Here is a 26,806-nt window from a genome sequence, read left to right on the forward strand (position 1 = left end):
TTATATTTTGTACAATAACTTTAAGAAAATATTTATTCATTAAAACCGTTCAACGTAGTACTTTTTTGTCAATTCCAATTTTAATTAGTTCTGCGTTAGTGGCTTATTTAATTTTTTCTATTTCTCAATTACTAATAGATATGGTTAGGGAGGCTGTACCAGAAGTAGTTTTTTGTTTGGTTAGTTCTACAGTGTATATACTGGTTGCCTATCTTATCTATATGCAAGACACATATAGAGGTGGTTTGAAGTTGATTATAGTTTCTTGTTTATGTATATTCATAATTTCTTTATTACCTATAAATGAACTATTTTACTTTAATCGAATTTTTACAGTTCTTATCAATATAGCACATGTTTTAAGCTTGTATATTTTCATGAAATTCTTGCTAGAAACTACACCAGAAAAAACTATTGATTCAAACGAACGTTATTTATAGAAATGTTTGTAGGACAAATTAATACCATCTTCTGGTAAAAAGCCCAATAAGAGTTTGAGGACTTAACGTAACAATAAACCTAATTTTCTCGTCATAATTAGGTTGGTTTATTTCAAAACCATTATTGGAAGCTATAGGAAAGAAAAGCTCAAAATAATCAGCTACAAGACTTAATCGTATTCCTGCGTCGTATACAAATTTTGGTGAGACTCCTCTATTTTTAACGATACCTCCATCGGCATAAGCATATACCCAATTCCAGATATTGGTATTAGCATTAAGTGTTGTAATCCATTGATTAGCAAATGGGAAATCTAGTTGAGATTTAAAACCTCCTTCGGCGATAATAATTTGTTGACTTACTAAACCACTATCTTCACTACGACCTAAGTAATTAAAATCAAAAAGATAATCTGTAGGGCGATCTAAGGCAAAGCTAAAAAAATCACCATCTCTACTGGTATCATTAAATATAAACGCTCCAGCAAAAAGACGAAGATTAAGTTGTCGGTTATTAAGAAATAGTTTTCTATAATTTATAGTAGTAGAAAATTTGCTAAAATTTTTGTTTAATTGGTAATCAAAATTGAAAGAAGAGGTGTTGATTAGATTGAAGTTAGAATATCTATATCGGACATTAAAAACACTGTAATCCGGGGTGTTAACTGGATTTATCTCATCACGTTGTCTAAAAACGTTTACACTTCTTATGCTTAATGTCTGACTTTTATTTGATCGTAAATCTTCTGGTCTCCAAGAAAAACGTACGGTTGGAGAAAAGCGTCTAACTAATAATCCAGGTGCATAACTAGAACTGCTGCCGCTAAAAGAATATCGTATTAGAAAAAGATCGTGATCTGCAATTTGTTGCCTTACCTGAAAAAAACCAGAACCTAATAATTTATTGGAGGCAAATCCATAACTAGGTTTAATTCTGTAATCAAAGTTTTTTCTAATAATATTTTTATTAAAAAATTTAGCACCAATGGTAAATCCATCATATACATTATTAAACTCGAACTCTGGAGTATAGAATATTTGACTTTTTGTAGGATCCTCTACGTCTTGTATAAAAGTAAAATGAAATGGTTTATTAAAAATCCAATTTAAGTTCCTGTAATTGTTTCTTCTATTAAATTCTGGAATATTTTGATCGTAATCTAAAACCAGTTTATCGATATCCTCATTACCAATCGTAACCTTTTTTTTGCCTTGTATGTCTTTAACCCACGTTTTAGAGATTAGTACATCATCTCTGGTTGCCCCCAGTGATATTGGCATATTGTTATCTCTTTTGTTTTTTATAGTAACTTCTAGAGAGTCTTTGCTCTTTTTTACGGATGAAATTTTAAAATCAAGTTTCTGATTCGTCTTGACATAATCTTCAAAAAACCAATCAACATCCTTTGTGGCAAGTCGTTTTAATATTTTTTCAAATTCTTGAGAATTTGTTTGTTTCAATATATTATTAGTATAGTATTCTTGGATTGCCTCCGCAAGAATATTATCATCTTCTAGATAATCTTCCAAATATTTGAAACCTACTCCTGCTTTATAGGCATTGGCAATATTTTTGTTAAATTTAATAAGTTCATCCTGCGGTGTATTTAAAGGTTGATCTCTAAAATTACGTATAATATTTTTGTACCCTAAAAAATATTGATCATTAAATTCTAGATCCGCAGCGTGAAACCATCGTAACCCTATAACCTTACTCAGGTTACCAATTATTTTCATTTCGGGATAATACTGTTCTGTATATGCCATCATTATATAAATATGTATCGCATCTTTTATCCAAGCGTCATATCTAGGGTTAATAATTAATGTTTTTTCTAAATAACTTTCTGTAATAGCTTTAAGTTGTTTGATCTCATACTGAAAACCATCAGGAAATGGTCTTAAAATATCTGGTAATTGATTTAATCCATAAACTGGATTTTTTTTGTAATCATTTTCTGAAACTAGAATTTTATCAAAAGGATATAGGCCTAAGTGTTTTTCTAGAAATTTTAGAATTTTTTCAACAGCTACGCTTTTCATTTCGGGCATCAAATCATTATCCCTAATATTACTGATAAATTCAATGTTCTTTGTTTCGATGGTATAAAAGCTATTCTCTTTCTCTAGATATAAATTGACTTCATTTCGTTTTTCTCCAAGAAGTTGAATCGTTTTAGTAGGGCTATCTGAATCTGATAGTGTTGTATGATCAAATTCACTTGTGAGATGATATATAGATGGTAAAGTAAAATTAATTTTATAGCTTATTGTAGGAGCATAAAGATCATCTAAATTCTTATGACTATATGTATTCCACTTTGTGTCATAAACAGCGGGAAGGATATACCAATGTTTTAGACTAAAATTTCCATTTTTATGGTATCCATATCTAGTAAATTTTTCACTAGGAATTTTTACTTTATACTTTAGGTTAAAGGTAAAGCTTTCTCCTGGGTACAGCACGGTATCTATATCAAGTTTTAAAATGTCCGGAGCTTTTTCTTGTAAGGACCAAGTTAATTCTTTAGCTGCTTTATCTGAAATTGATTCAATGATGGTAGATCCACGTTCATAGTCCTTTGCAAAATAAAATTTCCTTACAAAATCTTCAGAAAAACGCTTTCCCAATGGAGTGGTTTTACTAGAAAAGCTATTAGCCCAGTCATGTAAAAAAATCTCTCGCAAGGTGTCGTTAGAAGTATTCTTAAATGTAATCTCTTGTTGTATTGATATTACCTTATTTTCAGTATCGAGAACTCCATCAATAACAATATTATGTTGCGCATAATTATTGGCTTGAAATAAAAATATAGTAAGAATTATATGGAATATTCTGATAAGTTTCAATTTACTTTTAAAAATTTGATCGTATTATTATTTATATTAATAGGAACAAGATAGTACATTCCGAGACTTAATTCAGAAACAGAAATATTAGTAATAGTATTACTATCTGCGGAAAACGATTTTATTTTTTGTCCTAAGGTATTATATATTTCAAAATCTATTGATTCTAAAGTATTATCAATTTGTAAAGACAGTTTATCACGGATAATATTACCATTGGTTAATTGTATGTTTTTTACTGTTTCTGTAAATTCCGGAGTATTTAAAAACTGTTGGTTTGATTGTAGTTCCATCACTACAGGTAAATGATCACTCATAGTATATAATGCATCTCTCAATGAACTATCATATATTCCCGTACAATCTGTATCATCAATTCTTTGATTATAACAATCACCATTATTACCATAAGCAAGATAACTATCAGGAACATAACTTAATTCTGTATTGTTTATCATATTTTCTGATATTAAAATAAAATCAAAGCGATCGTCTAATCCACCACCGCTTCCAAAATTATCAAAGTCTTCACTACTAAGACGGGTGCTTTGGGTATGTATTGTGGTAAAAGTCTCATTACTAGTCCAGTTTCCTGGCTTGTTTATAGGGTCAGCCATGGTAATTTTATTGTTACTATTTAGTAACTCTTGATAAGCGGGTTCATCCGAAGAATATACGTTTAGATCACCGGCAAAAATGACATATGCATCTTCATCTAGATTCTCGTAATTATCAATAAATTTATTAACCATATTTAAACGCTTAACCTCATTTTCCGTACCTCTGCTTGCTTTTAAGTGTGATACGAAAACTTCAATTCTAATGGGATTTGTGACTTGATTATCTGATATTAATTCTAAAGTATACCAGTTAATATCTCTTATTGTAGTTGTTAGTCTTTGGCTATCTATTAAGGTAAACTTTTGGTTATTATAATATAATAATTGATGTAATTCTACATCAGAATTAGAAAAATTACTTAAAAAAGGAGCACTGGAATAGTTGTTATTGTCATCATTTAATGATTCATTCAATATTTCTTCACCTCCAATTTCTGTTTCTAATTCGCAAATCATGAAAATATCAGGCTCATAACTATCTATTATAATTTCCAGTATTTCTTCTCTATTCTCCGGAGGGGCTTCAGGATAGTTAAGAACATTATAGAACATAGTTTTAATTGTGGCTTGTCCAAAAGAAATTTGAACACCAAAAAAAATCATAAGGGGTATGAATATTCCTTTCATTATTGAGTTTGTTGAGTTTGTGTGAAAAGAGATATTTTTAGAAATTAGGACTTAAATTGTATTTTCCATAGAATTTATCTAGAATTTGTAATACTTCTTCTGGAGTATCTACAATATGAATTAAATCCATATCTCCAGGACTAATATTTCCAAATTTATCTAAAAGAGTACTCTTTACCCAATCCATTAGTCCTCCCCAAAACTCAGTACTTACTAAAATAATAGGAAATGTTGCTATTTTTTTTGTTTGTATCAATGTAATTGCTTCAAATAGCTCGTCTAACGTTCCAAACCCTCCAGGCATAACCACAAACCCCTGAGAGTATTTAACAAACATTACTTTTCTAACAAAGAAATAATCAAAATCTAAGCTTTTATCACTATCAATATATGGATTATCGTGTTGTTCAAAAGGTAAGTCAATATTTAAACCTACAGAGGTTCCTCCTCCTAAATGGGCACCTTTATTACCAGCTTCCATAATACCCGGTCCACCACCAGTAATAACTCCATATCCATGATCTACTATTTTATGAGCTACATCAACAGCTAGCTGATAATATTTGTCATCAGTTTTAGTTCTGGCAGACCCAAATATAGATACACAAGGTCCTATTTTACTCATTTTTTCAAATCCATTTACGAATTCTCCCATGATCTTAAAAATAGCCCAAGAATCATTTGTTTTTATTTCGTTCCACCCCTTGTGATGTTGTTCTTTTCTCATAAAATTTATTTTATTATCTCAGTTAATAACTGATATTTGTTTAACAAGTTGTTATTATTTGTTTATTTATTTTCAAAATTTAAGAAATTATTTACTGCAATTCTTTTTCTAAGTACTTTGCAGTATAACTCTTCTTGTTTTTAATAATTTGTTCAGGAGTACCTTTTGCGACTACCTCGCCACCATTTTTTCCACCTTCATATCCTATGTCTATAATGTAATCAGCCATTTTAACTACATCTAGGTTATGTTCAATAATTAATACGGTATTTCCTTTGTCAACTAATTCATTTAATACGTCCATTAGTACTCTAATGTCCTCAAAATGAAGTCCTGTTGTTGGTTCGTCTAATATATAAAAAGTATTTCCCGTATCTCTTTTCGATAATTCCGTGGCTAATTTTATTCGCTGTGCTTCTCCACCAGATAACGTAGTAGATTGCTGCCCAAGAGTAATGTATCCTAAACCTACACTTCTAATAGTTTTAAGCTTTCGGAAAATTTTCGGAATATGTTCAAAAAACTCACAAGCTTCATTGATTGTCATTTCCAACACATCTGAGATGGATTTTCCCTTATATCGTATTTCAAGTGTTTCTCTATTAAATCTTTTACCTTGACAGGTTTCACATTCGACATATACATCTGGTAAGAAATTCATTTCTATAACTCGTAAACCTCCACCTTTGCAAGTTTCGCATCGACCTCCAGCTACATTAAAGCTAAAACGCCCAGGTTTATATCCTCGTATCATTGCTTCAGGTGTTTTAGAGAATAAATTTCTAATCTCCGAAAACACTCCAGTATATGTAGCGGGATTAGATCTTGGTGTTCGACCAATTGGAGATTGATTAATATCAATTACTTTATCTGCATTTTCTAATCCTTTTATCTTTTTATAAGGCATTGGTTTCTTAACCCCATTAAAATAATATGCATTAAGAATAGGGTATAACGTTTCATTGATAAGTGTAGACTTACCACTACCAGAAACTCCTGTGACAGCAACCATCTTTCCTAAAGGAATATCTATAGAGACATTTTTTAGATTATTACCAGTTGCTCCAGTTAAAGAAATTTTCTTACCGTTTCCTTTTCTTCTTTTTTCAGGAACTTTAATTTCTTTTTTACCACTTAAATAATCAGCGGTAAGAGTTTTGTGATTTAGGAGATTTTCTGGAGTACCTTCACTAATAATTTCTCCTCCGTGTTTTCCTGCTCTAGGTCCAATATCAATTACATGATCGGCACGCTCAATCATATCTTTATCATGTTCTACAACAATAACCGAATTACCAATATCTCGTAGTTGAACCAAGGAGTTAATTAATTTCTCATTGTCGCGCTGATGCAGTCCAATACTTGGTTCATCTAAAATGTATAACACTCCAACTAATTGAGATCCTATTTGTGTTGCTAACCTAATGCGTTGTGCTTCTCCACCAGAAAGTGATTTACTACTTCTATTTAAGGATAGATAGGTTAATCCGACATCAATTAAAAATTGTATTCTAGCATTGATTTCTTTTAAAATTTCGCCAGAAATTTGTTTCTGCTTCTCACTTAGTCGTTCTGGTAATTTTTTAAACCAATCAGCCAATTCACTTATATCCATATTAGCCAAATCAGCAATATTTTTCTCACCAACCTTAAAGTATAAAGATTCTTTTCTTAATCTAGAACCATTACATTCTGGACATTGGATATTATCCATAAAATCTTTTGCCCATCTGCGTAAAGAGGTCGAATCATTATTAGTGTAAGTATTGTCTATAAATGTAGCAATTCCTTCAAAATCAATCTTGTATTCTCTTTTAACACCAAGTGTTTTACTATCTACAGTGAATTTTTCTTTTCCTCCATAAAGAATAATTTCCATGGCCTCTGCTGGAATATTCTTTATCGGGTCGCTTAATTTGAAGTCAAAACGCTGGGCAATTAATTCAAGTTGCTTAAAAATCCAATTATTTTTTTGAGGTCCTTGCGGAACTAAACCTCCATTTTTAATTGATTTAGAATCATCAGGGATAATTTTTTTTACGTTTACCTCGTACAGATTTCCAATACCGTTACATTTAGGACATGCTCCTTTTGGAGAGTTAAATGAAAAGTTATTTGGTTCAGGGTTAGGATAGGAGATTCCACTAGAAGGGCACATTAAATTTCTGCTAAAGAAACGTGCCTCTTGGGATTCTTGTTCAATTACCATTAAGACATCATCACCATGATACATAGCAGTATTAATGGTTTCCATCAGCCGTTTAGAGTTGTCTTTATCATCACTAACTGCAAGACGATCAATAACAATTTCAATATCGTGATTTTTATATCGATCTAATTTCATGCCTTTGGTGATATCTTTGATCTCACCATCAGTTCTTACTTTAACAAAACCTTGTTTGGCAATTTGCTCAAAAAGTTCTCGGTAATGTCCTTTTCTAGATCGTATAATAGGAGCGAGAATATTTATTCTCTTTCCATTAAAATCTTTGAGAATAAGATCCTTGATTTGCTCATCACTATAGCTTACCATTTTCTCGCCGGTATTATAGCTATAGGCATCACTTCCACGTGCAAACAATAGTCTTAGGAAATCATAAATTTCTGTAATTGTTCCTACTGTACTTCTCGGACTCTTACTTGTGGTTTTTTGTTCAATAGCAATAACAGGAGAGAGGCCATCAATTTTATCCACATCAGGTCGTTCTAAACTCCCTAAAAATTGTCTGGCATATGCAGAAAAAGTTTCAATATACCTGCGTTGTCCTTCAGCATATATTGTATCAAAAGCCAATGATGACTTACCTGATCCGGATAACCCTGTTATAACAACAAGTTTTTCACGGGGTATGGTTACATCAATATTTTTTAGATTATGAACTCTTGCACCTAAAACTTCAATATTTTCCTCTGAAACTGCCATAAATTTTTAACCAAGATTGCAAATGTAGTTATTTGTAATGTGTTAGTAAAATGAGGCTGGCTTTTACAATTGTTAAATAGCTGTTATAATTTTTTATAAATCAGTGTATAAAACCGTCATACTTTTTTATTTTAGCTTAAAAACATAGATTAATGATATTAGGAATTGGCTCTAGAATAAAGCATCCAACCTATGGATTGGGTGTAGTTACTAATGTTACTGCAAAAATGTATTGGGTAACTTTTATAGAAAATGGATTAGAAACTATTGATGTTGATGAAGATTTTGAAATAATCGATGGAGTAGAGGATGAAGTTGATACTATTAGTTTCTATGAAGTAGAAAAAACATTTAGAGAGTTGTTAAAACGTTATAGCGATATCTCAGAAATAGTTCCAATCGCTGATAAATGGAAAGGCGGAAAATTAATTTTGGAACCAGGTGATTCTAATTTAGCTTCTAAAGAAATTCCTATTGATACTTTCTTTCATAAAATTGTAATGGTTCGAGATCGTATCCGGGTAATGGAACAAAAGATTAATAGCTCTAAAGCGATAGATGATCAGGATAAGGTTGACTTACAGCAATATATTACCCGTATGTATGGCAGTTTAACTACGTTTAATGTACTGTTCAATAATAAGTCCCAACAATTCACAGGAAGTAGCAAAAAATAAATGACACCATATCCACTCATCAAAAAGATTGGATTAATAGCTGGGCCGATATTATTTTTGCTATTGATCAATCTTCCTATTGTTATCGTTTCAGAAATTGCCGACAAGGTAATTTCGGTAGCGGTTTGGATGATTGTTTGGTGGATAACGGAGGCAGTTTCTATATCGGTTACGGCTTTGATTCCTTTAATATTATTTCCATTAGTGGGAGTTTTGGACCTTAAAACGGTTTCACAAAGTTATGGTAGCCCAATAGTATTCTTGTTTTTTGGTGGTTTTGTGATGGCGTTGGCATTAGAAAAAGTAAATCTTCACAAAAGAATTGCGTTATCAATTATTAAAATTACAGGAACTAGTCCGGATCGGGTGATTCTTGGATTTATGATTGCTACAGCTTTTATGAGTATGTGGATTAGTAATACGGCTTGTACAGTAGTTATGTTACCAATTGCGTTATCCGTAATTCAATTGTTAGTAGATGATAAGGATGGTTTTACTAAAAATGACAGAAACTTTGCACTGAGCATTATGTTAGGGATTGCTTTTTCTGCCAATGTTGGTGGAGTAGCGACTATTATTGGAACACCTCCAAATTCTGTATTAGTAGGTTTTTTAGAAAATGAATATCAGATAGAGATCTCATTTCTTAACTGGATGTTACTGGCACTTCCTTTTTCTGTATTGATGATTGGTATTATCTATTTTGTCATTGTGAAATGGATTTATCCTAATAAGATTACAGGTTTTACAGCATCCAAAGATGTTATCAACCAAGAACTAAAGAAGCTAGGTAAAATAAAGCGTACGGAACGTAGAGTGCTTACTATTTTCTCTGCAGTCATTTTTTTATGGATTTCCAGGACTACGATTAATGGCTTTTTTCCTGATCTAAGGTTATCTGATACTGGTATTAGTATGATGGGGGCATTTGCACTATTTGTAATACCGTTTCGATTGAGTAAAGGAGAATTTACTTTGATTTGGAAAGATACACAAAAACTTCCTTGGGGGATTCTAATTTTATTTGGTGGAGGATTAGCATTAGCAAGTGGTCTATCTCATGCGGGTTTGATAGAGCTAGTAGCGAATATGATTGCAGCCAATAAAGGATTGAGCTTATTGGTTGTTACACTATTACTGATCGTTTTTATGCTCTTTATGACAGAATTAATGAGTAATGTAGCTTTGGTAGCGATTTTTGTTCCTGTAGTAGCTGGAATTGCTTTAGGGTTAGATATACCAATGCTTCATTTATTAATTCCTGTAACAATGGCAGCAAGTTGTGCATTTATGTTACCTATGGCAACACCACCAAATGCTATTGTATTTGCTAGTGGTTTTGTAAAAGTATCTGAAATGGTAAAAGCGGGACTAATTCTAAATATCATATCAGTAATATTATTAGTCTTATTGTTTAAATTTTACGTGTCTCTATTGTTTTGAGATATGGAATCAAGTACAAAGTAAAGAGTACTGAATAATACTTGTTTACTCATTCCAAGCTCTCAAATTACTTATTGGAATTCCAACACCTAATGCCTTGTGATATTGTGCTAAATAGGCTCCGCTTTCCGTGGTTTTCCAGTTCTCCCAACTAGCTTCGATACCTCCAATAGGAATTAATGAAACCCACATTTGATAGGTAGTTGGTATATAGTTTTCATCTACTTTCCATAGATAAGAATCTCCAGGTGTAGTGCCGCCCGAATCATAAGTAACTAATAAGCCTTTACTACCATTTTCTAAATCAACTAATTTTCGAGTCACTCCATTATCAAAAAGTTTGTGAGGGGCTACCACCCAAAAAGAATCATTATTAAAATAAGCTAGTGCTTTGTTTAATAACTTATCTTTCTTTGGAGAATCAATCAAGTTTCCATTCTCAGTAATAGAACTGTTTTCAGAATTTTGTAGATCAAGGTTTGCTCGATAAGTATCCCATTTTACTTCGACCTTTCCAGATTTTTTATTCCAGATATAATGATTTTTGTCTCTAAAAGACCACTGAATATAGTCCGTATTAATGAATTTATCGTGGTTTACTGCTTTCTGCATTTGTAAAGCAAAGTTATCAGCTTCTTCTCCTGCGATACCATTGGGCATTTTTTGATGTAAAGAGAAATATAGAATAGCAATTAGAAATATTACAATTACCAATAAACTGGTGAAAAATATTTTTAAAAGTTTAAAAAGACGTTTTTTCAAGATAGTAAGATTTTATTCAGTTTTAAAGATATTAAATCAAACCGAAATTATAATGAAGCATAGTATTCAAAAGCATCAATTATTAAATCATCAGAAACAATACAGTTATATTTTGCGTCACCAATTGTATTTAATAAAACAAAATAAATATTCCCTTTTTCATTCTTTTTGTCATGAACCAGTAGTTCCATAATAGTTGGATAATCTTTGGGGTCAATATCAACTTTGGGGAATGTAGCTAGGATCACTTGAGTAATTTGTATAAGTTCTAATTCTGTAACAGATAGCAGTGCTGCGGATATAAAACCTTCCAAAATCATACCAATGGCGATCGCTTCTCCATGTAATAATTCAGGTTTTTCTGGATGTGTTAAGTAAAAAGATTCGATCGCATGACCAAGTGTATGACCAAAATTCAAATATTTTCTGATATTCTGTTCAGTAGGGTCTTCAAAAACAATCTTATTTTTGATAATTACAGAGTCGTAGATTAATTGATCTAAATCATCTGTGGTTAACTTAGAGAGGTCGCTCATTTTATCCCAATATGCTCTGTCTTGTATTAATCCGTGTTTTAGCATTTCTGCAAAACCGCTACACATTTGATTAACAGGCAGAGTTCCTAAAAATTCAGTATCCACAAGAACCATTTCGGATTCGCTAATGACTCCCACCATATTTTTAAGATTCCCAAGATCCACACCTGTTTTTCCTCCAACAGAGGCATCCACCATGGCTAATAAAGAAGTAGGTACATTAATATAACTAATACCTCGTTTATAGGTGCAAGCGATAAATCCTCCAAGATCGGTAACTACACCACCACCTAAATTAATTAATAAACTTTTTCTGTCAGCTCCATATTCTGCAAGTACATTCCATATGCTAGTACATGTATCGATGTTTTTGTTGATTTCTCCTGGTTCAATTTCTAAAACTTCTACTTCATATTCTTTTTCAATCTTACTCATAAAATGAGCATAACAGTTTTGATAGGTATTACTATCAACAAGAATGAAAATTTTAGAATGGTTTGCTTTTTCTAAATAAGCATTAAGGGCAGTGTAGCATTCATCGTTAAAATATACGATAGAATCTTTAGAAACTATGGGCTTCATAAAAGGTGTTTTAACAGGCTGTGAAATTAAGTAGAATTTGTAATAAAATAAACTTCCAAGTTCTATATTTGCAGATATCTTAAAACAAATAGCTAGTAGTTAATAATACTATGGTTATTTTAATGAATTTAGGTTGATTGTTAAGAATATTTAAAATTTAGACTTAATGAAGGAACATACTTTGTTTGATAATACCGAAACTGCTTTTGCTTTAAAAAGTGATTCGGAACTGGAAAGAGCATATTTTCTTTTTAAAATGATTGCTAATGAACCTCTTGTTCGTATTGGTACTGCGGTAACCAATTTTGCGTTGAAAGCCCATTTACCCGTTAAAGGATTAATTAGAGCAACGGTTTTTGATCATTTTTGTGGTGGAGTGGATGAAGAAGATTGTTTGCCAGTTGTTGAAAAAATGTATGCCAAAGGAAGAGTTTCTTCCGTGTTAGATTATTCTGTTGAAGGTAAAGAAGAAGAAGAGCAGTTTGATCATGTGCTTAAGAAGATATTAAAAATTCTTGATTTTGTAGATCAAAAAGAAGCAATTCCTTTTGCGGTGTTTAAACCTACTGGTTTTGGTAGATTTCTAATATGGCAAAAGAAAACAGAAGGTACTCCATTAACTAAAGAAGAAGAACAAGAATGGAAAAGGATAGAAGAACGTTTTGATCAGGTATGCAAAAAAGCATATGAATGTGATGTTCCGCTGTTAATTGATGGAGAAGAAAGTTGGATGCAAGATGCTGCGGATGAGTTAGTGGCCAAAATGATGCGTAAGTACAATAAAGAAAAGGCGATAGTATATAATACATTGCAGTTGTATAGACATGATCGATTGGCTTATTTAAAAAGGTTGCATGAAGAGGCGAATGTATACGGATTTAAGATCGGAATGAAGATTGTTCGTGGAGCTTATATGGAAAAAGAAAATGATCGCGCTTCAGAAAAAGGATACCCAACTCCAATATGCGAAAGTAAAGAGGCTACAGACCTTAATTTTAATACTACTTTAGAATATATATTGGAAAACTTAAATGATATTTCTGTGTTCATAGGTACTCACAATGAAATAAGTTGTTATCAGGCTATTGAATTGATGAGAAAACAAAAAATAGTAAAAAATGATCCTAGAGTTTGGTTAGGACAGTTGTATGGTATGAGTGATCATATTAGTTTTAATTTGGCTTCAGAAGGGTATAATGTTGCTAAATATTTACCGTTCGGTCCTGTAAAGGATGTTATGCCTTATCTTATAAGAAGAGCAGAAGAAAATACTTCGGTTGCTGGTCAAACAACTAGAGAGTTAGATTTGTTATCTAAGGAAAGAAAAAGAAGAAAGTTATAATAACTATGAATCTGAATCAAGTTACTGTTCCATCTAAAAATGTGAAAAAATCTATTTCTTTTTATGAGAAATTAGGTTTAGTGCTAATTGTAAAAGCATTACCACATTATGCTAGATTCGAGTGTAAAGAAGGAGAAGCTACTTTTTCTATTCATGAAGTTGAAAAATTGCCAGAGGGAGAAGGTGTTTACGTTTATTTTGAAACGGAACAACTAGATAAAGAGGTGGATACGCTAAGATCTATAGGAATAGAGTTCGATCTATTACCAACAGATCAAAGTTGGTTATGGAGAGAAGCAAGACTTAAAGATCCCGATGGGAATAATATTATTTTATATTTTGCTGGTGATAATAGGAAAAACCCTCCTTGGAAAATAAATAGTTAGTAACGATACTAGACAAATTTGTTATATAAATTGTACTGAGAATTATTGATTAAAATAGCTTCTAACAATCACATATATGAATAACATAATACTAGATCAAACATTTACTAATCACGATTTTTCTAATCAAAAAATACCAGGCGCAGAATATGATAATTGTTCATTTGTTAATTGCGATTTTACAGAGGCAAATTTATCCGTTGTACTATTTTTAGAGTGTACATTTATAGATTGTAATTTTACCAAAGTTATGATGAAACAGGCTTCTTTTAGAGATGCGTGTGTTTTTGAAAATTGTAAACTTTTAGGAGCAAATTTCAGTAGTTGTAATGCATTTATGTTTTCGGTAGAGTTTAAAGCTTGTGTGTTAGATTATGCTTCTTTTTATGGTTTTGAATTAAAGAATATCTTATTTGCTAAATCTAAGCTGATAGGTGTTGACTTTACAGAAGCTACAATTACTGGTTCTGTCTTTAATAATTGTGATTTGTCTACTGCTATTTTTGATCAAACAAATGCAGAAAAAGTGGATTTTAGAACAGCAATTAATTTTGATATAGATCCTACAAAGAATAGGTTAAAGAAAGCTACGTTTTCTAAAGATAATATGAAAGGGTTGTTAAAGCAGTTTGATCTAATTATCGAATAGATTTCATAACGGTTTCTAATGTATTTATAACAGTAATAATTTCTTCTTTGTTTAAAGCTGCAAACCCTATTCGTATTCCATTATGTCCTAGGTTGTTGTTGTCATAACGCCTCCATTCGGGATTAAAAGCTACATTTAATTTTAAAGCTTCTGCCATTACTACATCCCAATTATAAGGTTGTTTTAATCTAACCCAAACTGCCATTCCTCCATTTGGAGTTTCAAAATCAAAAAAATCAACAAGCTTCTCTCTTAATAAACCGCAGAATAGGTCTCTTCGTTCTTTATAAATCTTTCGAACTTTATTACTATGTCTTTGGACATCTCCATTGATGATCATTCTTGCTAATGTTTGTTCTAATAAAGTGTCGCCTTGTCTATCGATAATACGCCTTAATCTTGCTGCCTCATCTATAACATCTTTAGCAGCAATAAAATAACCAATTCGTAAAGCAGGAGCAATAATTTTTGTAAACCCTCCAATATAAATCACATTCCCTTTGGTATCATTACTCGCCAATGGTAGAATAGGTGCATTGCGATAATGAAAATCATAGTCATAGTCATCCTCTATAATTGCAAAATTATTCTCTTGTGCTAGATTAAGTAAATGCATACGTCTTTCTGCAGATAAAGTTACAGTTGTAGGATGGTGGTGATGAGATGTAACATAAACAGCACTAATCTTGTTTTTTTTACATATTTTTTCAATTTCCATAGTATTAATACCATGTTGATCTACAGAAACTTGCTTGATAATACCATTAGCTTCTATAAATGTATTATCGGCTGTCATATAATTGGTGTTCCCTGTGACAATAATTTTCTGATCATCAAGCAGTAATTCACTTGCAAGGTAAATTCCCATTTGACTTCCTCTTGTTATGAGAATGTTATCCGTAGTTATTTTTAACCCTCTCGTTTTATTTAGATATGATACTAGTGCTTTGCGTAGATCGAAATTACCATGTGTATCACCATAGGTTAATAATTCTTGGTAATGTTTTTTATTTGTAATGTTTCTATAGTTTCTTGCAATATCTTCTATAGGCGCCAATCGGTGATCAGGAACTCCTTCATCTACTTTAAGAGAAGCTTGTATGGTTTCTATTCCTTTTATAAATAAGTTTTTACGTTTTTTAAAATCAAACCCCGATATGTTTTTCGATGAGACAGGTTTATTAGAATTAGCAAGTTTTTTCGGGTTTATAATTGGTAAATTGTGATTAACAAACGTCCCTTTTGCCGGAATACTTTCTATCCAGCCTTGTGATATTAGTTCATCATAGGCTGCGATTACAGTTTTGCGATGTATTTTTAAATCTTCCGATAATTTACGTGATCCAGGTAGCTTTGTAGAAGGAGCTAGTTTTCCGGATTTGATAAATCCAATCAATTGATCACATAATTGTAAGTAGAGGTGTCGATTTGAATTTTTATCTAAATCGATGTTGCTCTTAAATGGAAATATAACCGGACTACTCATATTATATAAACTGGATTAATTTAACATACCATAAAACTACTAATTTTGATTTAAATCAAAAAAAAAACAAGTAATGTCAGAATATAAAGTTACTCCTCTTAATAAAGTAATTAGAGGGGCAAAAAGAGCTACCTACGATAAGACAGAAATTAATAAAATTTTGGATGATACTTTTTTATGTCATGTAGGATATGTTTGGAACAATCAAGCAATAGTGATACCTACAGCGTATGGTAGAGAAGGAGACACAATCTATATCCATGGTTCGTTAAAAAATAGAATGATCGTTAATTTGTTGGAAGAAGGTAAAGCAAGTATTTCAGTAACTCATCTTGATGGTTTGGTTTTGGCAAGATCTGCTTTTCATCATTCTGCGAATTATCGATCAGTGACTGTTTTTGGAAATGTACGCAAAGTAGAAAATACTAAAGAGAAGATGAGTGCTTTAGAATGTATTTTAAATCATATGGTTCCGGGACACTGGAATAATATAAGAAAACCGAATACTAAAGAATTTAATGCTACATTAGTAATGGCTATTAAAATAGATACTGCCTCAGCTAAGGTAAGGGCAGAAGGCGTCTTGGATGAAAAAGAAGATCATAATTTACCAATTTGGGCTGGAGTTGTACCTATAAAACAAGTTGCATATGAGCCTATTTCGGAACCCGATTTAATACCTGAAATTAAAACCCCTGATGCAGTATTGCAATATGTGAATGTCAATAGTTAATATAAAATCAAATCTAATTAGTATGTTAGAAATTAGACCCACTTGCGAAAACTGTAATGTATTATTACTTAATGATAGTAAAGAGGCAATGATCTGTACTTTTGAATGTACTTTTTGTAAAGATTGTGTGGATACTGTTTTGTTTAATGTTTGTCCAAATTGTGGAGGAGGTTTTACTAAAAGACCATCTAGGCCTACTCAGTTGTTAGAAAAATATCCATTAAGTACCAAAGTGATTTATAAACCAATAAAACTTGAAAAATTTAAGAAATTACTAGAAAGGTTTAGAGATACTAACCCAAGAGAGCGATAGAGAAGGTTTATTAGGATTTAGATTTTCTTTTTTCTCTAGTTTTTTGTTCTAGAAAAACCCCAATAATGGAAAGAACAACACTTAAGCTTAAGGCAATAAATTTAGCATTGGTAAAGAAGATTTTGGTTTTTGGATGAAGAGTAAGAAACTCTAATTATTTTAAAATCTCTAAAGCATTCATTCTAGCAATAGAATCACAATTTGTTATATGTAATCCAATATTTTTTTCTTTAACCAGTCCTTTTATAAAATAGGTGTTACATGAATCTAATTTAGTGTTGCTTTTTCCAAAATCCACATTTCCTGTAGTTAATATAGATGATATGTCTGCAGTGTCTATGTTATGGATTTGCATAGAACTTAAAATATTTTTGGAAAATACACGCTCTTTAATTCTAATATTTTTTAATACTCGAGCATTTGGAGAGTAATCGCAAGATGCATTTTTTCCTCCTAAGAAAAATAGAAGTAAAAATAATCCTATAATAAATCCAAAAAAGTAAAATCCCAGTCGATGCGCTAGTTTCATAGGTGTTCTAAAATCAATGCTCAAAAGTAAGGAAAGTTTTGCATTTATAAACTTTCTATATAGCAAAGAATCTCAAGTAAAGTTTTCTAATTATTTAAAATTAAAGTATTAATAAATTGATATCACGATAAGAAAGATCGAACCAATCAGCTATGGATTTACTGGTTAGAATTCCATGATAAAAATATAATCCACTTTTTAAACCTCGATCAAAACGAACTGCATTCTCTATGCCACCTTCATCTCCAATTTGTAATAGGTAAGGAGTAAAGATGTTACTAATAGATAAAGATGAAGTTTTTGCATATCGTGATGGGATATTAGGAACACAATAGTGCACTACACCATGTTTCTCAAAAGTCGGATGATCATGAGAGGTTACCTCACTGGTTTCAAAACAACCACCCATATCGATACTAACATCTATGATTACAGCACCATTTTTCATACGCTCTACCATAGTTTCTGATACAATAATTGGTGATCTGTTTTTTCCTCTAACAGCTCCAATAACTACATCACAGCGTCTCAGGGCTTTTAATAGATTTTTAGGTTGTATTGTTGAGGTGTATAATGGTCGCCCTATGTTAGTTTGGATGCATCTAAGTTTAGTAATTGAGTTGTCAAAAACTTTCACATTAGCTCCTAATCCTATGGCAGAACGTGCAGCAAATTCACCTACTGTGCCTGCGCCAATAATAACCACTTCTACCGGTGGTACGCCACTGATATTACCCATCATTAAACCAGAGCCTTGTGTTGCGCTACTCATTAATTCTGAGGCTATTAAAACTCCAGCAGTACCTGCAATTTCACTTAATGCTCGCACGGCTGGATAAGCTCCATCCGCATCTCTAATAAATTCGAATCCCAAAGCAGTAATCCTCTTTTTTGCCAATTCTTGGAAATATATCTTGGATTGAGTTTTTAATTGTAACGCAGAAATTAAAACTGTTTGTGGGTTGATATGCGCTAATTCTTCTATTGATGGTGGTTCCACTTTGAGAATAATAGGGCAACCAAAAACTTTTTTAGTATCATTTGTGATCTCTGCACCTGCTTCACTGTATTCACGATCAGTAAAGCTTGCTCCTAAACCAGCATTAGTTTCCAATAATACTCGATGACCATGAGCTGTTAACGCAGCAACGGCATCGGGAGTTAAACATACTCGCTTCTCCTGATAACTAGTTTCTTTAGGTATACCTATAAAAAGTTTTCCTTTTTTTCGAGCGACTTCAATCATTTCTTCTTGAGGTAGAAGCTGTTCTTTGGTAAAAGGAGAGGTTGGTTTGCTCATCTGTGTGATATTCTTTATCTCAAATTACGAATAAAAAAGGATAGCATCCAAATTTAGTATTACCGTATTTGCAAAGGTTTATATAAGTAATGCAGAATTACATAAATAAACCCCTTGTATATTTAAATACACGTAAATTATGAATGTTTCACAACTAGCGAAATCGATTCCACCAAGATTTTTTATTCGATTTATTAATTTCATCTAACTCAGATAAATCAATATTATGGATTTTGTCAAATATTTTGACGCGAATCGTATAAACAATAGAGATTATTACAACAACGAAGGGGATTGAATAATAAATCTCCTGATTATCAACTATTTCAGAGTCTTCATTTAGGATCGATATAAGCTGAAAAAAATATAACCCAATTGGTATTAGAATTATTTTACTCCACCAATGCTTACAGGTGAAAAACCATATTATAAAGAGTGTAAGAGGAATTAATTTACTTAAAGCTACCCATATAAAAGTGCTTACGCTTTCGTAGTATTTGCTTTGATAAGTGAAGAAAGAATTTTCCCAGATGGCACCATCTGGGAAAATATCTGTGAAATAAAACAAGAAAGGTATAAAAGCTATTAAAACTGCTATTATACTACCCGTTCGCAGGCTTTTTAATTTTTGGTTTGATGTGTGTTGACATTGATTTGGGGATGTTTTTTCCTTGTTGGGTGTTGTCATTTTGTGTGGTTGAGGTATTGAGTTTTGTCTGGTTGTTATTATCTACATCGGAGAATATGTAGGTTGTTAGGGAAAATAAAAAACTAAAAATAATGGTTGTTGTGATTTTCATCTTTATAGGGTTTAAATTAGTTATGGTCCCAAACTTAGATGAAAATCTATCGGTAGCTCAATTTAAAAAAATTGTAGTTTTGCAAGCTGTAAGAAGGCTATTTTGTTACTGCAAAAAAGTATTGTTCTTACGTGATTCCTGTTAAAAAACATATTTTTATCGATTAAGTACTAGTAAAAAACAACAATAAAAATAGGTTATTCTAGCTGTAAGAAAAAGCGTAACTCTGTTAAAGTTTATTAAAATGACTTTTTTAACATCTTTTTACCCTAATGAAAGTACTCTTTTACCATCGTCTAATAGTTTGATTTTAATTTTAACACTATTTTCTGGTAATAAATTTGATATTTTTTCTGGCCATTCAATAAATATCCAAGCATTGGTGTCTAGGTATTCTTCAAAACCGATATCATAAGCTTCTTCTTCTTCTTGTATTCTGTAAAAATCAAAATGATAAATGGTGTTTTCTTCACCACCTTTGTATTCGTTTACTAAAGAGTAGGTGGGACTAGAGATATTGTCACGTACACCTAATTGTTTGCAGATCTCTTTTATTAAAGTTGTTTTGCCAACTCCCATTTCCGCGTCAAATAGGATTGTTTTGTGTTTAGAGTTGGTAATAATGTGTTGTGCAGTTTGCGAAAGTTCGTCTAGGGTATACGTTATCTTCACTACAGTTTGTTTTTAGAATGAGTTGTCAAAGTTAATAAAGCGTATGTACTATTATATTTTTGTACATACGCTTTTGTAATAAATGTTTTGTTTATCGGGGATTTAAAACCGCAAACGGAATAATCATTTCTTCAAGAGAAACTCCTCCGTGTTGATACGTATTTCTGTAATATCCAACATAATGATTGTAATTGTTTGGATATGCAAAGAAATAATCTCCTTTTGCAAAGATAAATGAACTACTCATATTAATGGATGGTAGATGAATAGATTTCGGATTTGTAGCTGCTAATACTTCTTTATCTTCATAAGTAAGACTCTTTCCAGTTTTATATCTTAGGTTTAAACTGGTATTCTTATCACCAATAACTTTAGAAGGGTTTTTTACATTAATGGTCCCATGATCTGTAGTAATTAATAATTTAAATCCCATTTGCTGTGCTTGTTGTATCATCTCTAACAAAGGAGAGTTTTTAAACCAGCTTTGGGTTAATGACCTGTAAGATTTGTCGTTAGAAGCCAACTCTTTAATCACTTCCATTTCAGTTTTACTATGCGACAACATATCTACAAAATTATAAACAACAACTGTTAGATCATTGTCTTTAAGCCCTTTGAAATTAGCTGCTAAGGTTTTTCCAGATCTTTCATTTGTGATTTTATAATATTCGTGCTTAATGTCAAGACCTAGCCTTTGTAATTGCGCAGTAAGAAACTCATTCTCGTTCATGTTTTTACCACCTTCATCCACATCGTCTAACCAAAGATCCGGATGTCTTTTCTTCATGTCGGCAGGCATAAGACCGGAGAAAATAGCATTACGCGCATATTGTGTTGCAGTTGGTAAAATACTACAATACGATATTTCTTCTTCTTTTTTGTAATAGTTATTTACAATAGGTTCAAACGCTTTCCATTGATCATACCTAAGATTATCAATTACTACAAAAAGTGTTGGTTGCTCTTTACTTAACTCTGGAACTACTTTCTCTTTAAAAAGTGTATGAGACATAATTGGAGCGTCTCCATCTCCATTAAACCAGTCCGGATAATTTTTGTCAATAAATTTACAGAATTGAGAATTCGCTTCTACTTTTTGAGATTCTAGAATTTCGAACATCCCTGTATCTTCAATATCTTCTAATTGAATTTCCCAATATACTAGTTTTTGGTATAGATCAACCCATTCAGAATAGGAATTTACCATAGCCATATCCATAGCTATTTTTCTAAATTCCTGCTGATAATTTGAAGTCGTTTTTTCAGAAACTAATCTAGAATGATCTAAATTCTTTTTTAGACTCAGTAAAATTTGATTCGGATTTACGGGTTTAATTAGATAGTCAGCAATCTTGCTTCCAATTGCTTCTTCCATAATATATTCTTCTTCACTTTTAGTAATCATTACCACAGGAAGGCTGTCATTCTTTTCTTTAATTTCCGCTAATGTGTCAATTCCTGATAGTCCGGGCATATTTTCGTCAAGAAAAACGATGTCAAAATTTTCATCTTCAAGTGTTTCAATCGCTTCAGTACCACTTTGGCATTTGGTAACTTGATAATTTTTCTTTTCGAGAAATAATATATGTGGTTTCAATAAATCAATTTCATCATCTACCCAAAGTATCTTTATGTTGCTCATTATTATGTTATTTTTTTATTCGTTATTACCAGATGGTTATGTCACAAAACGACTAAAGGAGTACAGTTTATATAGTCTTTACTCTTTAGTTTTATTTTATTTAGTGACTGTTTCTATTTTAAATAATTACAATTTTACTTTATCAATATATAAGGATATAGTATAATTCATATGAGTTAATTCGTAATTCTGAATCCATACATATATATTTGTTGATAAAAGTACTATAAACTTGAAAAAAAGAAATAAACTCAAAATATTAAACGATCCAATTTACGGTTTTATTACCATACCTAATGAACTAATTTTTGATCTTATTGAACATCGATATTTTCAAAGATTACGTAGGATATCTCAGATGGGCTTATCATATTTAGTGTATCCAGGAGCGCATCATACTAGATTTCATCATGCTTTGGGATGTATGCATTTAATGCAAAATGCAGTGCGAGTCCTTCGTTTTAAAGGAGTTAGTGTTTCTGCGGATGAAGAAGACGCATTATATATAGCTATATTATTACACGATATAGGGCATGGTCCTTTCTCTCATGCGATGGAACATAGTATAGTTAATGAAGTAAATCACGAAGCAATTTCCTTGATGTTTATGGAGGAAATCAATAAAGAATTTAACGGGAGTTTAACGCTCGCTATACAGATTTTTAAAGGAGAGTATAATCGTCAATTCCTTCATCAGTTGATTTCTGGACAATTAGATATGGATCGTTTAGATTATCTAAAGCGAGATAGTTTTTATACTGGAGTTGCAGAGGGTAATATTAATAGTGAGCGTCTTATTACAATGTTAAATGTTGTAGAGGATGAATTGGTAGTTGAAGAAAAAGGGATATATTCAGTAGAGAAGTTTTTATTAGCAAGAAGGCTTATGTATTGGCAAGTATACTTACACAAGACTAGTATAGTCGCCGAAAGTCTGTTGATTAGAGTTTTAAAAAGAGCTAAGGAATTAGTCGATCAAGGAGAAAAATTAAATGCTAGTAAACCTTTGTTGTTTTTTCTAGAAAATAAAATAACCGCAGATAATTTCACAAAAGAGGTTTTAGAAACTTTTTCGAAGCTAGATGATTATGATATAGTATCGGCTATGAAGGAATGGGCAACTTCTGAAGATTTTGTATTACGAAATTTATGTAATATGATTATCGATAGAGATTTATTGCGTATAAAAATTAAAAAGAAAACATTTAATGCGGATAAAATAGATAAACGTATAAATGATTTTAGATTAAAATCTAACATTTCTGAAGAGGAAGCACGTTATTTTATATTTACAGGAATGATTTCTAATCAGGCTTATCATCAAAATAAACAGAATATAAATATTTTATACAAATCAAGCAAAATAGTTGATATAGTGAGTGCTACGGATCAATTTAATTTGAAGGCGTTATCAAAACCAGTAACTAAATATTTTATATGTTATCCAAAGTACATAGATTAACACATTTTTTATACTTTTGTTGCTAATGATTTTTACAGCCACACAAATTGCAGGTATTCTAAATGGTGAAATCGAAGGAGATGAAACCGTAGAAGTATCAAAACTAGCAAAGATAGAAGAAGGAACTAAAGGTTCGCTCACATTCTTGTCTAACCCCAAATATACTCCATACATTTATTCTACTAATGCATCTATTACGATAGTAGATAAAACTTTTGAAGCTGAGTCTGATATTAAGACCACTTTGATTAGGGTAGATGATGCTTATAAAGCATTCTCACAGTTATTGGATTATTACAATATGGTAAAGATGAATAAGACAGGTATTGAACAGCCTAGTTTTATTTCAGAAACTGCTAAATATGGAGATAATATGTATTTAGGTGCATTTTCATATTTGGGAGATAATGTTAGTATTGGAGAAAGTGCTAAGATTTATCCTAATGTATATATAGGAGATAATGTTACTATAGGAAATAATGTTATTGTTTTTGCCGGAGCTAAAATATATTCTGAATCAATAATAGGAGATGATTGTGTTATCCATAGTGGCGCTATTGTTGGTGCAGATGGATTTGGGTTTACACCTAATGAAAAAGGGGAGTATAGTAAAGTCCCACAAACAGGAAATGTTATTATTGAATCCAGCGTAGATGTTGGAGCAGGAACAACAATTGATAGAGCTACCCTTGGATCAACAATTATTAGAAAAGGAGTAAAACTCGACAATCAAATTCAGATAGCGCATAATGTAGAGATCGGAGAGCACACTGCAATTGCTGCGCAAACTGGTATTGCGGGATCTACCAAAATAGGAAAACATTGTTTGATAGGAGGCCAGGTTGGTATTGCCGGACATTTAGTTATAGGTAATAATGTTAGAATTCAGGCACAATCGGGAATAGGAAGAAATATTAAAGATGGAGAAGCTATTCAAGGTTCTCCAGCATTAGGGTACTCAGATTATAACAAATCTTACGTACATTTTAAAAATTTACCCAAAATTGTAGATAGAGTATACAAACTTGAGAAAAAGATAGATGACAATGAGTAATTCCGTTGCGAATAAACAAAGAACTATTCAGAAAGAAATAGAACTCAAAGGAGTAGGGCTTCATACAGGAAAAGAAGTTACACTTACTTTTAAACCTGCACCAGAAAATTATGGATACGCTTTTTGCCGTGTTGACTTAGAAGGCAATCCAATTATAGAGGCAGATGCTAATTATGTTGTAAATACTCAAAGGGGAACAAACCTTGAGAAAAATGGAGTAAGTATTCAAACTTCTGAGCATGTGTTGGCAGCTTGTGTTGGTCTAGAAATAGATAATCTATTGATAGAACTTAATGCTTCTGAACCACCTATAATGGATGGATCTAGTAAGTTTTTTATACAAGCTTTAGAACAGGCTGGTATTGTGGAGCAAGAAGTAGAAAGAGATGAATATATAGTTAAAGATGTAATATCATATACAGATGAAGAATCTGGAAGTGAAATTATAGTAATGCCATCTGATGAGTATCAGGTAACTACAATGGTGGATTTTGGGACTAAGGTTTTAGGAACTCAAAATGCATCTTTAAAACACCTTTCTGATTTTAAGGAAGAAATTGCAGATGCTAGAACATTTAGCTTTTTGCACGAATTAGAAATGTTACTAGAACATGGCTTGATAAAAGGTGGAGATTTAAATAATGCAATTGTTTATGTGGATAAGGAACTTAGTTCAGGAACCATGGAAAAGCTAAAAGTTGCTTTTGGCAAAGAATCTATTGCTATAAAACCAAACGGGATATTAGATAATTTAACGTTGCACTATCCTAATGAAGCCGCAAGACATAAATTATTGGATGTAATAGGAGATCTTGCCCTTATTGGAACACGCATAAGAGGTAAAATCATAGCAAATAAACCAGGGCATTATGTAAACACACAATTTGCTAAGAAACTCTCTAAGATTATAAAAATTGAGAAACGTAATAAAGTTCCTAAATTTGATTTAAATCAAGAACCTTTAATGGATATCAATAAAATTATGTCTATGCTTCCTCATAGACCTCCATTTTTATTGATTGATCGAATTTTAGAAATGTCAGACAAACATGTTGTTGGGATGAAAAATGTGACTATGAATGAACCATTTTTTGTTGGACATTTTCCTGGAGCACCAGTTATGCCTGGAGTTATGCAAGTAGAAGCTATGGCGCAAACAGGAGGGATACTAGCACTCAGTACTGTGCCTGATCCAGAGAATTACTTGACTTATTTTATGAAAATTGATAAAGTAAAATTTAAACAACAAGTTCTTCCAGGAGATACATTGATATTTAAATTAGAATTATTAACTCCGATAAGAAGGGGAATTTGCCATATGCAAGGTTTTGCGTATGCTAACGGAAAGTTAGTGACTGAAGCAGAACTTATGGCACAAATAGTTAAATCAAAATAATTATTTAGTATATCTGTTATTATATACTAAAACATTAAAACGAAATAAATGAATCAGCCTTTAGCATATGTTCACCCAGGAGCAAAAATTGCAAAAAATGTAGTTATTGAACCTTTTACTACGATTCATAATAATGTAGTGATAGGAGAAGGGACCTGGATCGGTTCGAACGTAACTATAATGGAAGGTGCTCGTATTGGTAAAAATTGTAGTATTTTTCCAGGAGCTGTAATATCTGCAGTTCCGCAGGATAAAAAATTTAATGATGAAGATACTACTACCGAAATAGGAGATAATACTACTATTCGAGAATGTGTTACTATTAATCGAGGTACAACAGATAGAATGAAAACCAAGATTGGTAATAATTGTTGGATCATGGCGTATTGTCATATAGCGCACGATTGTATCGTGGGCGACAATTGTATATTTTCTAATAATAGCACTTTGGCAGGGCATATTAATGTAGGTGATTTTGTAGTACTTGCCGGTATGGCAGCAGTTCAACAGTTTTGTAGTATTGGTAATCATGCTTTTGTAACTGGTGGTTCATTAGTGCGCAAAGATGTTCCTCCATATGCGAAAGCTGCACGTGAACCATTATCTTATGTGGGAATAAATTCAATAGGATTACGGAGAAGAGGTTTTTCAACAGAAAAAATAAGAGAGATACAATCTATTTATAGAATATTATATCAAAGTAATTATAATAACTCGCAAGCAGTAGCAATTATTGAAGCTGAGATGGAAGCTACTCCTGAGCGAGATGAAGTATTAGAGTTTATAAAGAACTCTCAAAGAGGAATTATGAAGGGATATTTCTCTAATTAATAAATAAAATAAGAATTAAGTAAC

23 protein-coding genes are annotated in these 26,806 nt (G+C 31.8%); 11 read left to right on the plus strand and 12 right to left on the minus strand.

Annotated elements, in window-relative coordinates; genetic code table 11:
- Window positions 1-458: 458 nt before the first annotated feature.
- The 4 genes from J8L88_RS03705 to uvrA form a co-directional block, all read right to left on the minus strand.
- Complete coding sequence (locus J8L88_RS03705; protein WP_211059985.1) at window positions 459-3,290, minus strand: metalloprotease; 2,832 nt, start codon at window positions 3,288-3,290, stop codon at window positions 459-461.
- Window positions 3,287-4,537: a hypothetical protein gene (locus tag J8L88_RS03710; protein ID WP_211059986.1), complete on the minus strand. Its 1,251-nt coding sequence runs from the start codon at window positions 4,535-4,537 to the stop codon at window positions 3,287-3,289. Before J8L88_RS03710 ends, J8L88_RS03705 begins: the two co-directional genes overlap by 4 nt.
- 37 nt (window positions 4,538-4,574) lie before the next feature.
- Complete coding sequence (locus J8L88_RS03715; RefSeq protein WP_027391673.1) at window positions 4,575-5,264, minus strand: TIGR00730 family Rossman fold protein; 690 nt, start codon at window positions 5,262-5,264, stop codon at window positions 4,575-4,577.
- Window positions 5,265-5,355: 91 nt separating this feature from the next.
- Window positions 5,356-8,187, minus strand: coding sequence for an excinuclease ABC subunit UvrA (uvrA, locus tag J8L88_RS03720; RefSeq protein WP_027391672.1), 2,832 nt, complete (start codon window positions 8,185-8,187; stop codon window positions 5,356-5,358).
- Window positions 8,188-8,339: 152 nt separating this feature from the next.
- Here uvrA and J8L88_RS03725 point away from each other — a divergent pair, with 152 nt between their 5' ends.
- Window positions 8,340-8,864 carry a hypothetical protein gene (locus J8L88_RS03725; protein WP_118386021.1) on the plus strand — a complete coding sequence of 175 codons (525 nt, stop codon included), beginning with the start codon at window positions 8,340-8,342 and terminating at the stop codon, window positions 8,862-8,864.
- Complete coding sequence (locus J8L88_RS03730; protein WP_211059987.1) at window positions 8,865-10,307, plus strand: DASS family sodium-coupled anion symporter; 1,443 nt, start codon at window positions 8,865-8,867, stop codon at window positions 10,305-10,307.
- Between the two features lie 45 nt (window positions 10,308-10,352).
- Here J8L88_RS03730 and J8L88_RS03735 read toward each other — a convergent pair whose 3' ends face one another.
- Together J8L88_RS03735 and aroB are read right to left on the minus strand one after the other, a co-directional pair.
- Window positions 10,353-11,069, minus strand: coding sequence for a hypothetical protein (locus tag J8L88_RS03735; RefSeq protein WP_147404203.1), 717 nt, complete (start codon window positions 11,067-11,069; stop codon window positions 10,353-10,355).
- A 47-nt stretch (window positions 11,070-11,116) separates the two neighbouring features.
- A complete protein-coding gene (gene aroB, locus J8L88_RS03740) occupies window positions 11,117-12,187 on the minus strand; it encodes a 3-dehydroquinate synthase (protein WP_027391668.1) in 1,071 nt (356 codons plus the stop codon).
- 166 nt (window positions 12,188-12,353) lie between these two features.
- Between aroB and J8L88_RS03745 the strand changes: the two genes are divergently transcribed.
- The 3 genes from J8L88_RS03745 to J8L88_RS03755 all read left to right on the plus strand — a co-directional run bounded on the left by J8L88_RS03745 (window position 12,354) and on the right by J8L88_RS03755 (window position 14,564).
- Window positions 12,354-13,529 (plus strand): proline dehydrogenase family protein, encoded by a 1,176-nt coding sequence (locus tag J8L88_RS03745; protein WP_211059988.1) that lies wholly within the window; start codon window positions 12,354-12,356, stop codon window positions 13,527-13,529.
- Window positions 13,530-13,534: 5 nt separating this feature from the next.
- The gene (locus J8L88_RS03750) at window positions 13,535-13,915 is read left to right on the plus strand and encodes a VOC family protein (RefSeq protein WP_211059989.1); all 381 of its coding nucleotides are present in this window, start codon (window positions 13,535-13,537) and stop codon (window positions 13,913-13,915) included.
- 76 nt (window positions 13,916-13,991) lie between these two features.
- On the plus strand, window positions 13,992-14,564 hold the full coding sequence (locus tag J8L88_RS03755; protein ID WP_211059990.1) for a pentapeptide repeat-containing protein: 573 nt from the start codon (window positions 13,992-13,994) through the stop codon (window positions 14,562-14,564).
- Here the strand turns inward: J8L88_RS03755 and J8L88_RS03760 are convergent.
- On the minus strand, window positions 14,554-16,050 hold the full coding sequence (locus J8L88_RS03760) for a PLP-dependent aminotransferase family protein (RefSeq protein WP_211059991.1): 1,497 nt from the start codon (window positions 16,048-16,050) through the stop codon (window positions 14,554-14,556). The genes J8L88_RS03755 and J8L88_RS03760 overlap by 11 nt on opposite strands.
- A 73-nt stretch (window positions 16,051-16,123) precedes the next feature.
- On the opposite strand from J8L88_RS03760, the gene J8L88_RS03765 reads away from it, so the two are divergent.
- The gene (locus J8L88_RS03765; protein ID WP_211059992.1) at window positions 16,124-16,783 is read left to right on the plus strand and encodes a pyridoxamine 5'-phosphate oxidase family protein; all 660 of its coding nucleotides are present in this window, start codon (window positions 16,124-16,126) and stop codon (window positions 16,781-16,783) included.
- Between the two features lie 22 nt (window positions 16,784-16,805).
- Window positions 16,806-17,096: a DUF1272 domain-containing protein gene (locus tag J8L88_RS03770; protein WP_211059993.1), complete on the plus strand. Its 291-nt coding sequence runs from the start codon at window positions 16,806-16,808 to the stop codon at window positions 17,094-17,096.
- A 154-nt stretch (window positions 17,097-17,250) separates the two neighbouring features.
- Here J8L88_RS03770 and J8L88_RS03775 read toward each other — a convergent pair whose 3' ends face one another.
- From J8L88_RS03775 to J8L88_RS03795, 5 genes are all read right to left on the minus strand, one after another.
- Window positions 17,251-17,649, minus strand: coding sequence for a hypothetical protein (locus tag J8L88_RS03775; RefSeq protein WP_245591177.1), 399 nt, complete (start codon window positions 17,647-17,649; stop codon window positions 17,251-17,253).
- Window positions 17,650-17,725: 76 nt separating this feature from the next.
- Window positions 17,726-18,925 carry an alanine dehydrogenase gene (locus J8L88_RS03780; RefSeq protein ID WP_027391660.1) on the minus strand — a complete coding sequence of 400 codons (1,200 nt, stop codon included), beginning with the start codon at window positions 18,923-18,925 and terminating at the stop codon, window positions 17,726-17,728.
- A gap of 154 nt (window positions 18,926-19,079) precedes the next feature.
- A complete protein-coding gene (locus tag J8L88_RS03785; protein ID WP_108804581.1) occupies window positions 19,080-19,613 on the minus strand; it encodes a hypothetical protein in 534 nt (177 codons plus the stop codon).
- A 376-nt stretch (window positions 19,614-19,989) separates the two neighbouring features.
- Window positions 19,990-20,397: a tRNA (adenosine(37)-N6)-threonylcarbamoyltransferase complex ATPase subunit type 1 TsaE gene (gene tsaE, locus J8L88_RS03790; RefSeq protein ID WP_211059994.1), complete on the minus strand. Its 408-nt coding sequence runs from the start codon at window positions 20,395-20,397 to the stop codon at window positions 19,990-19,992.
- Window positions 20,398-20,488: 91 nt separating this feature from the next.
- Window positions 20,489-22,039, minus strand: coding sequence for a PglZ domain-containing protein (locus J8L88_RS03795; RefSeq protein WP_027391658.1), 1,551 nt, complete (start codon window positions 22,037-22,039; stop codon window positions 20,489-20,491).
- A 232-nt stretch (window positions 22,040-22,271) separates the two neighbouring features.
- Between J8L88_RS03795 and J8L88_RS03800 the strand changes: the two genes are divergently transcribed.
- From J8L88_RS03800 to lpxA, 4 genes are read left to right on the plus strand one after another with little or no spacing between them, the layout of a single operon-like run.
- On the plus strand, window positions 22,272-23,501 hold the full coding sequence (locus J8L88_RS03800) for an HD domain-containing protein (RefSeq protein ID WP_211059995.1): 1,230 nt from the start codon (window positions 22,272-22,274) through the stop codon (window positions 23,499-23,501).
- A gap of 25 nt (window positions 23,502-23,526) precedes the next feature.
- A complete protein-coding gene (lpxD, locus tag J8L88_RS03805) occupies window positions 23,527-24,555 on the plus strand; it encodes a UDP-3-O-(3-hydroxymyristoyl)glucosamine N-acyltransferase (protein WP_027391656.1) in 1,029 nt (342 codons plus the stop codon).
- Entirely contained in the window at window positions 24,548-25,951 is a 1,404-nt protein-coding gene (locus tag J8L88_RS03810) for a bifunctional UDP-3-O-[3-hydroxymyristoyl] N-acetylglucosamine deacetylase/3-hydroxyacyl-ACP dehydratase (protein ID WP_211059996.1), read from the plus strand. The genes lpxD and J8L88_RS03810 overlap by 8 nt, the downstream gene beginning before the upstream one ends.
- Window positions 25,952-25,999: 48 nt before the next feature.
- Window positions 26,000-26,782, plus strand: a complete 783-nt coding sequence (gene lpxA, locus J8L88_RS03815) for an acyl-ACP--UDP-N-acetylglucosamine O-acyltransferase (protein ID WP_027391654.1) — start codon at window positions 26,000-26,002, stop codon at window positions 26,780-26,782.
- Window positions 26,783-26,806 lie beyond the last annotated feature (24 nt).

It is taken from the genome of Aquimarina sp. MMG015, from assembly GCF_018100855.1.
In the GTDB taxonomy this organism is placed as follows: Bacteria; Bacteroidota; Bacteroidia; order Flavobacteriales; family Flavobacteriaceae; genus Aquimarina; species Aquimarina latercula.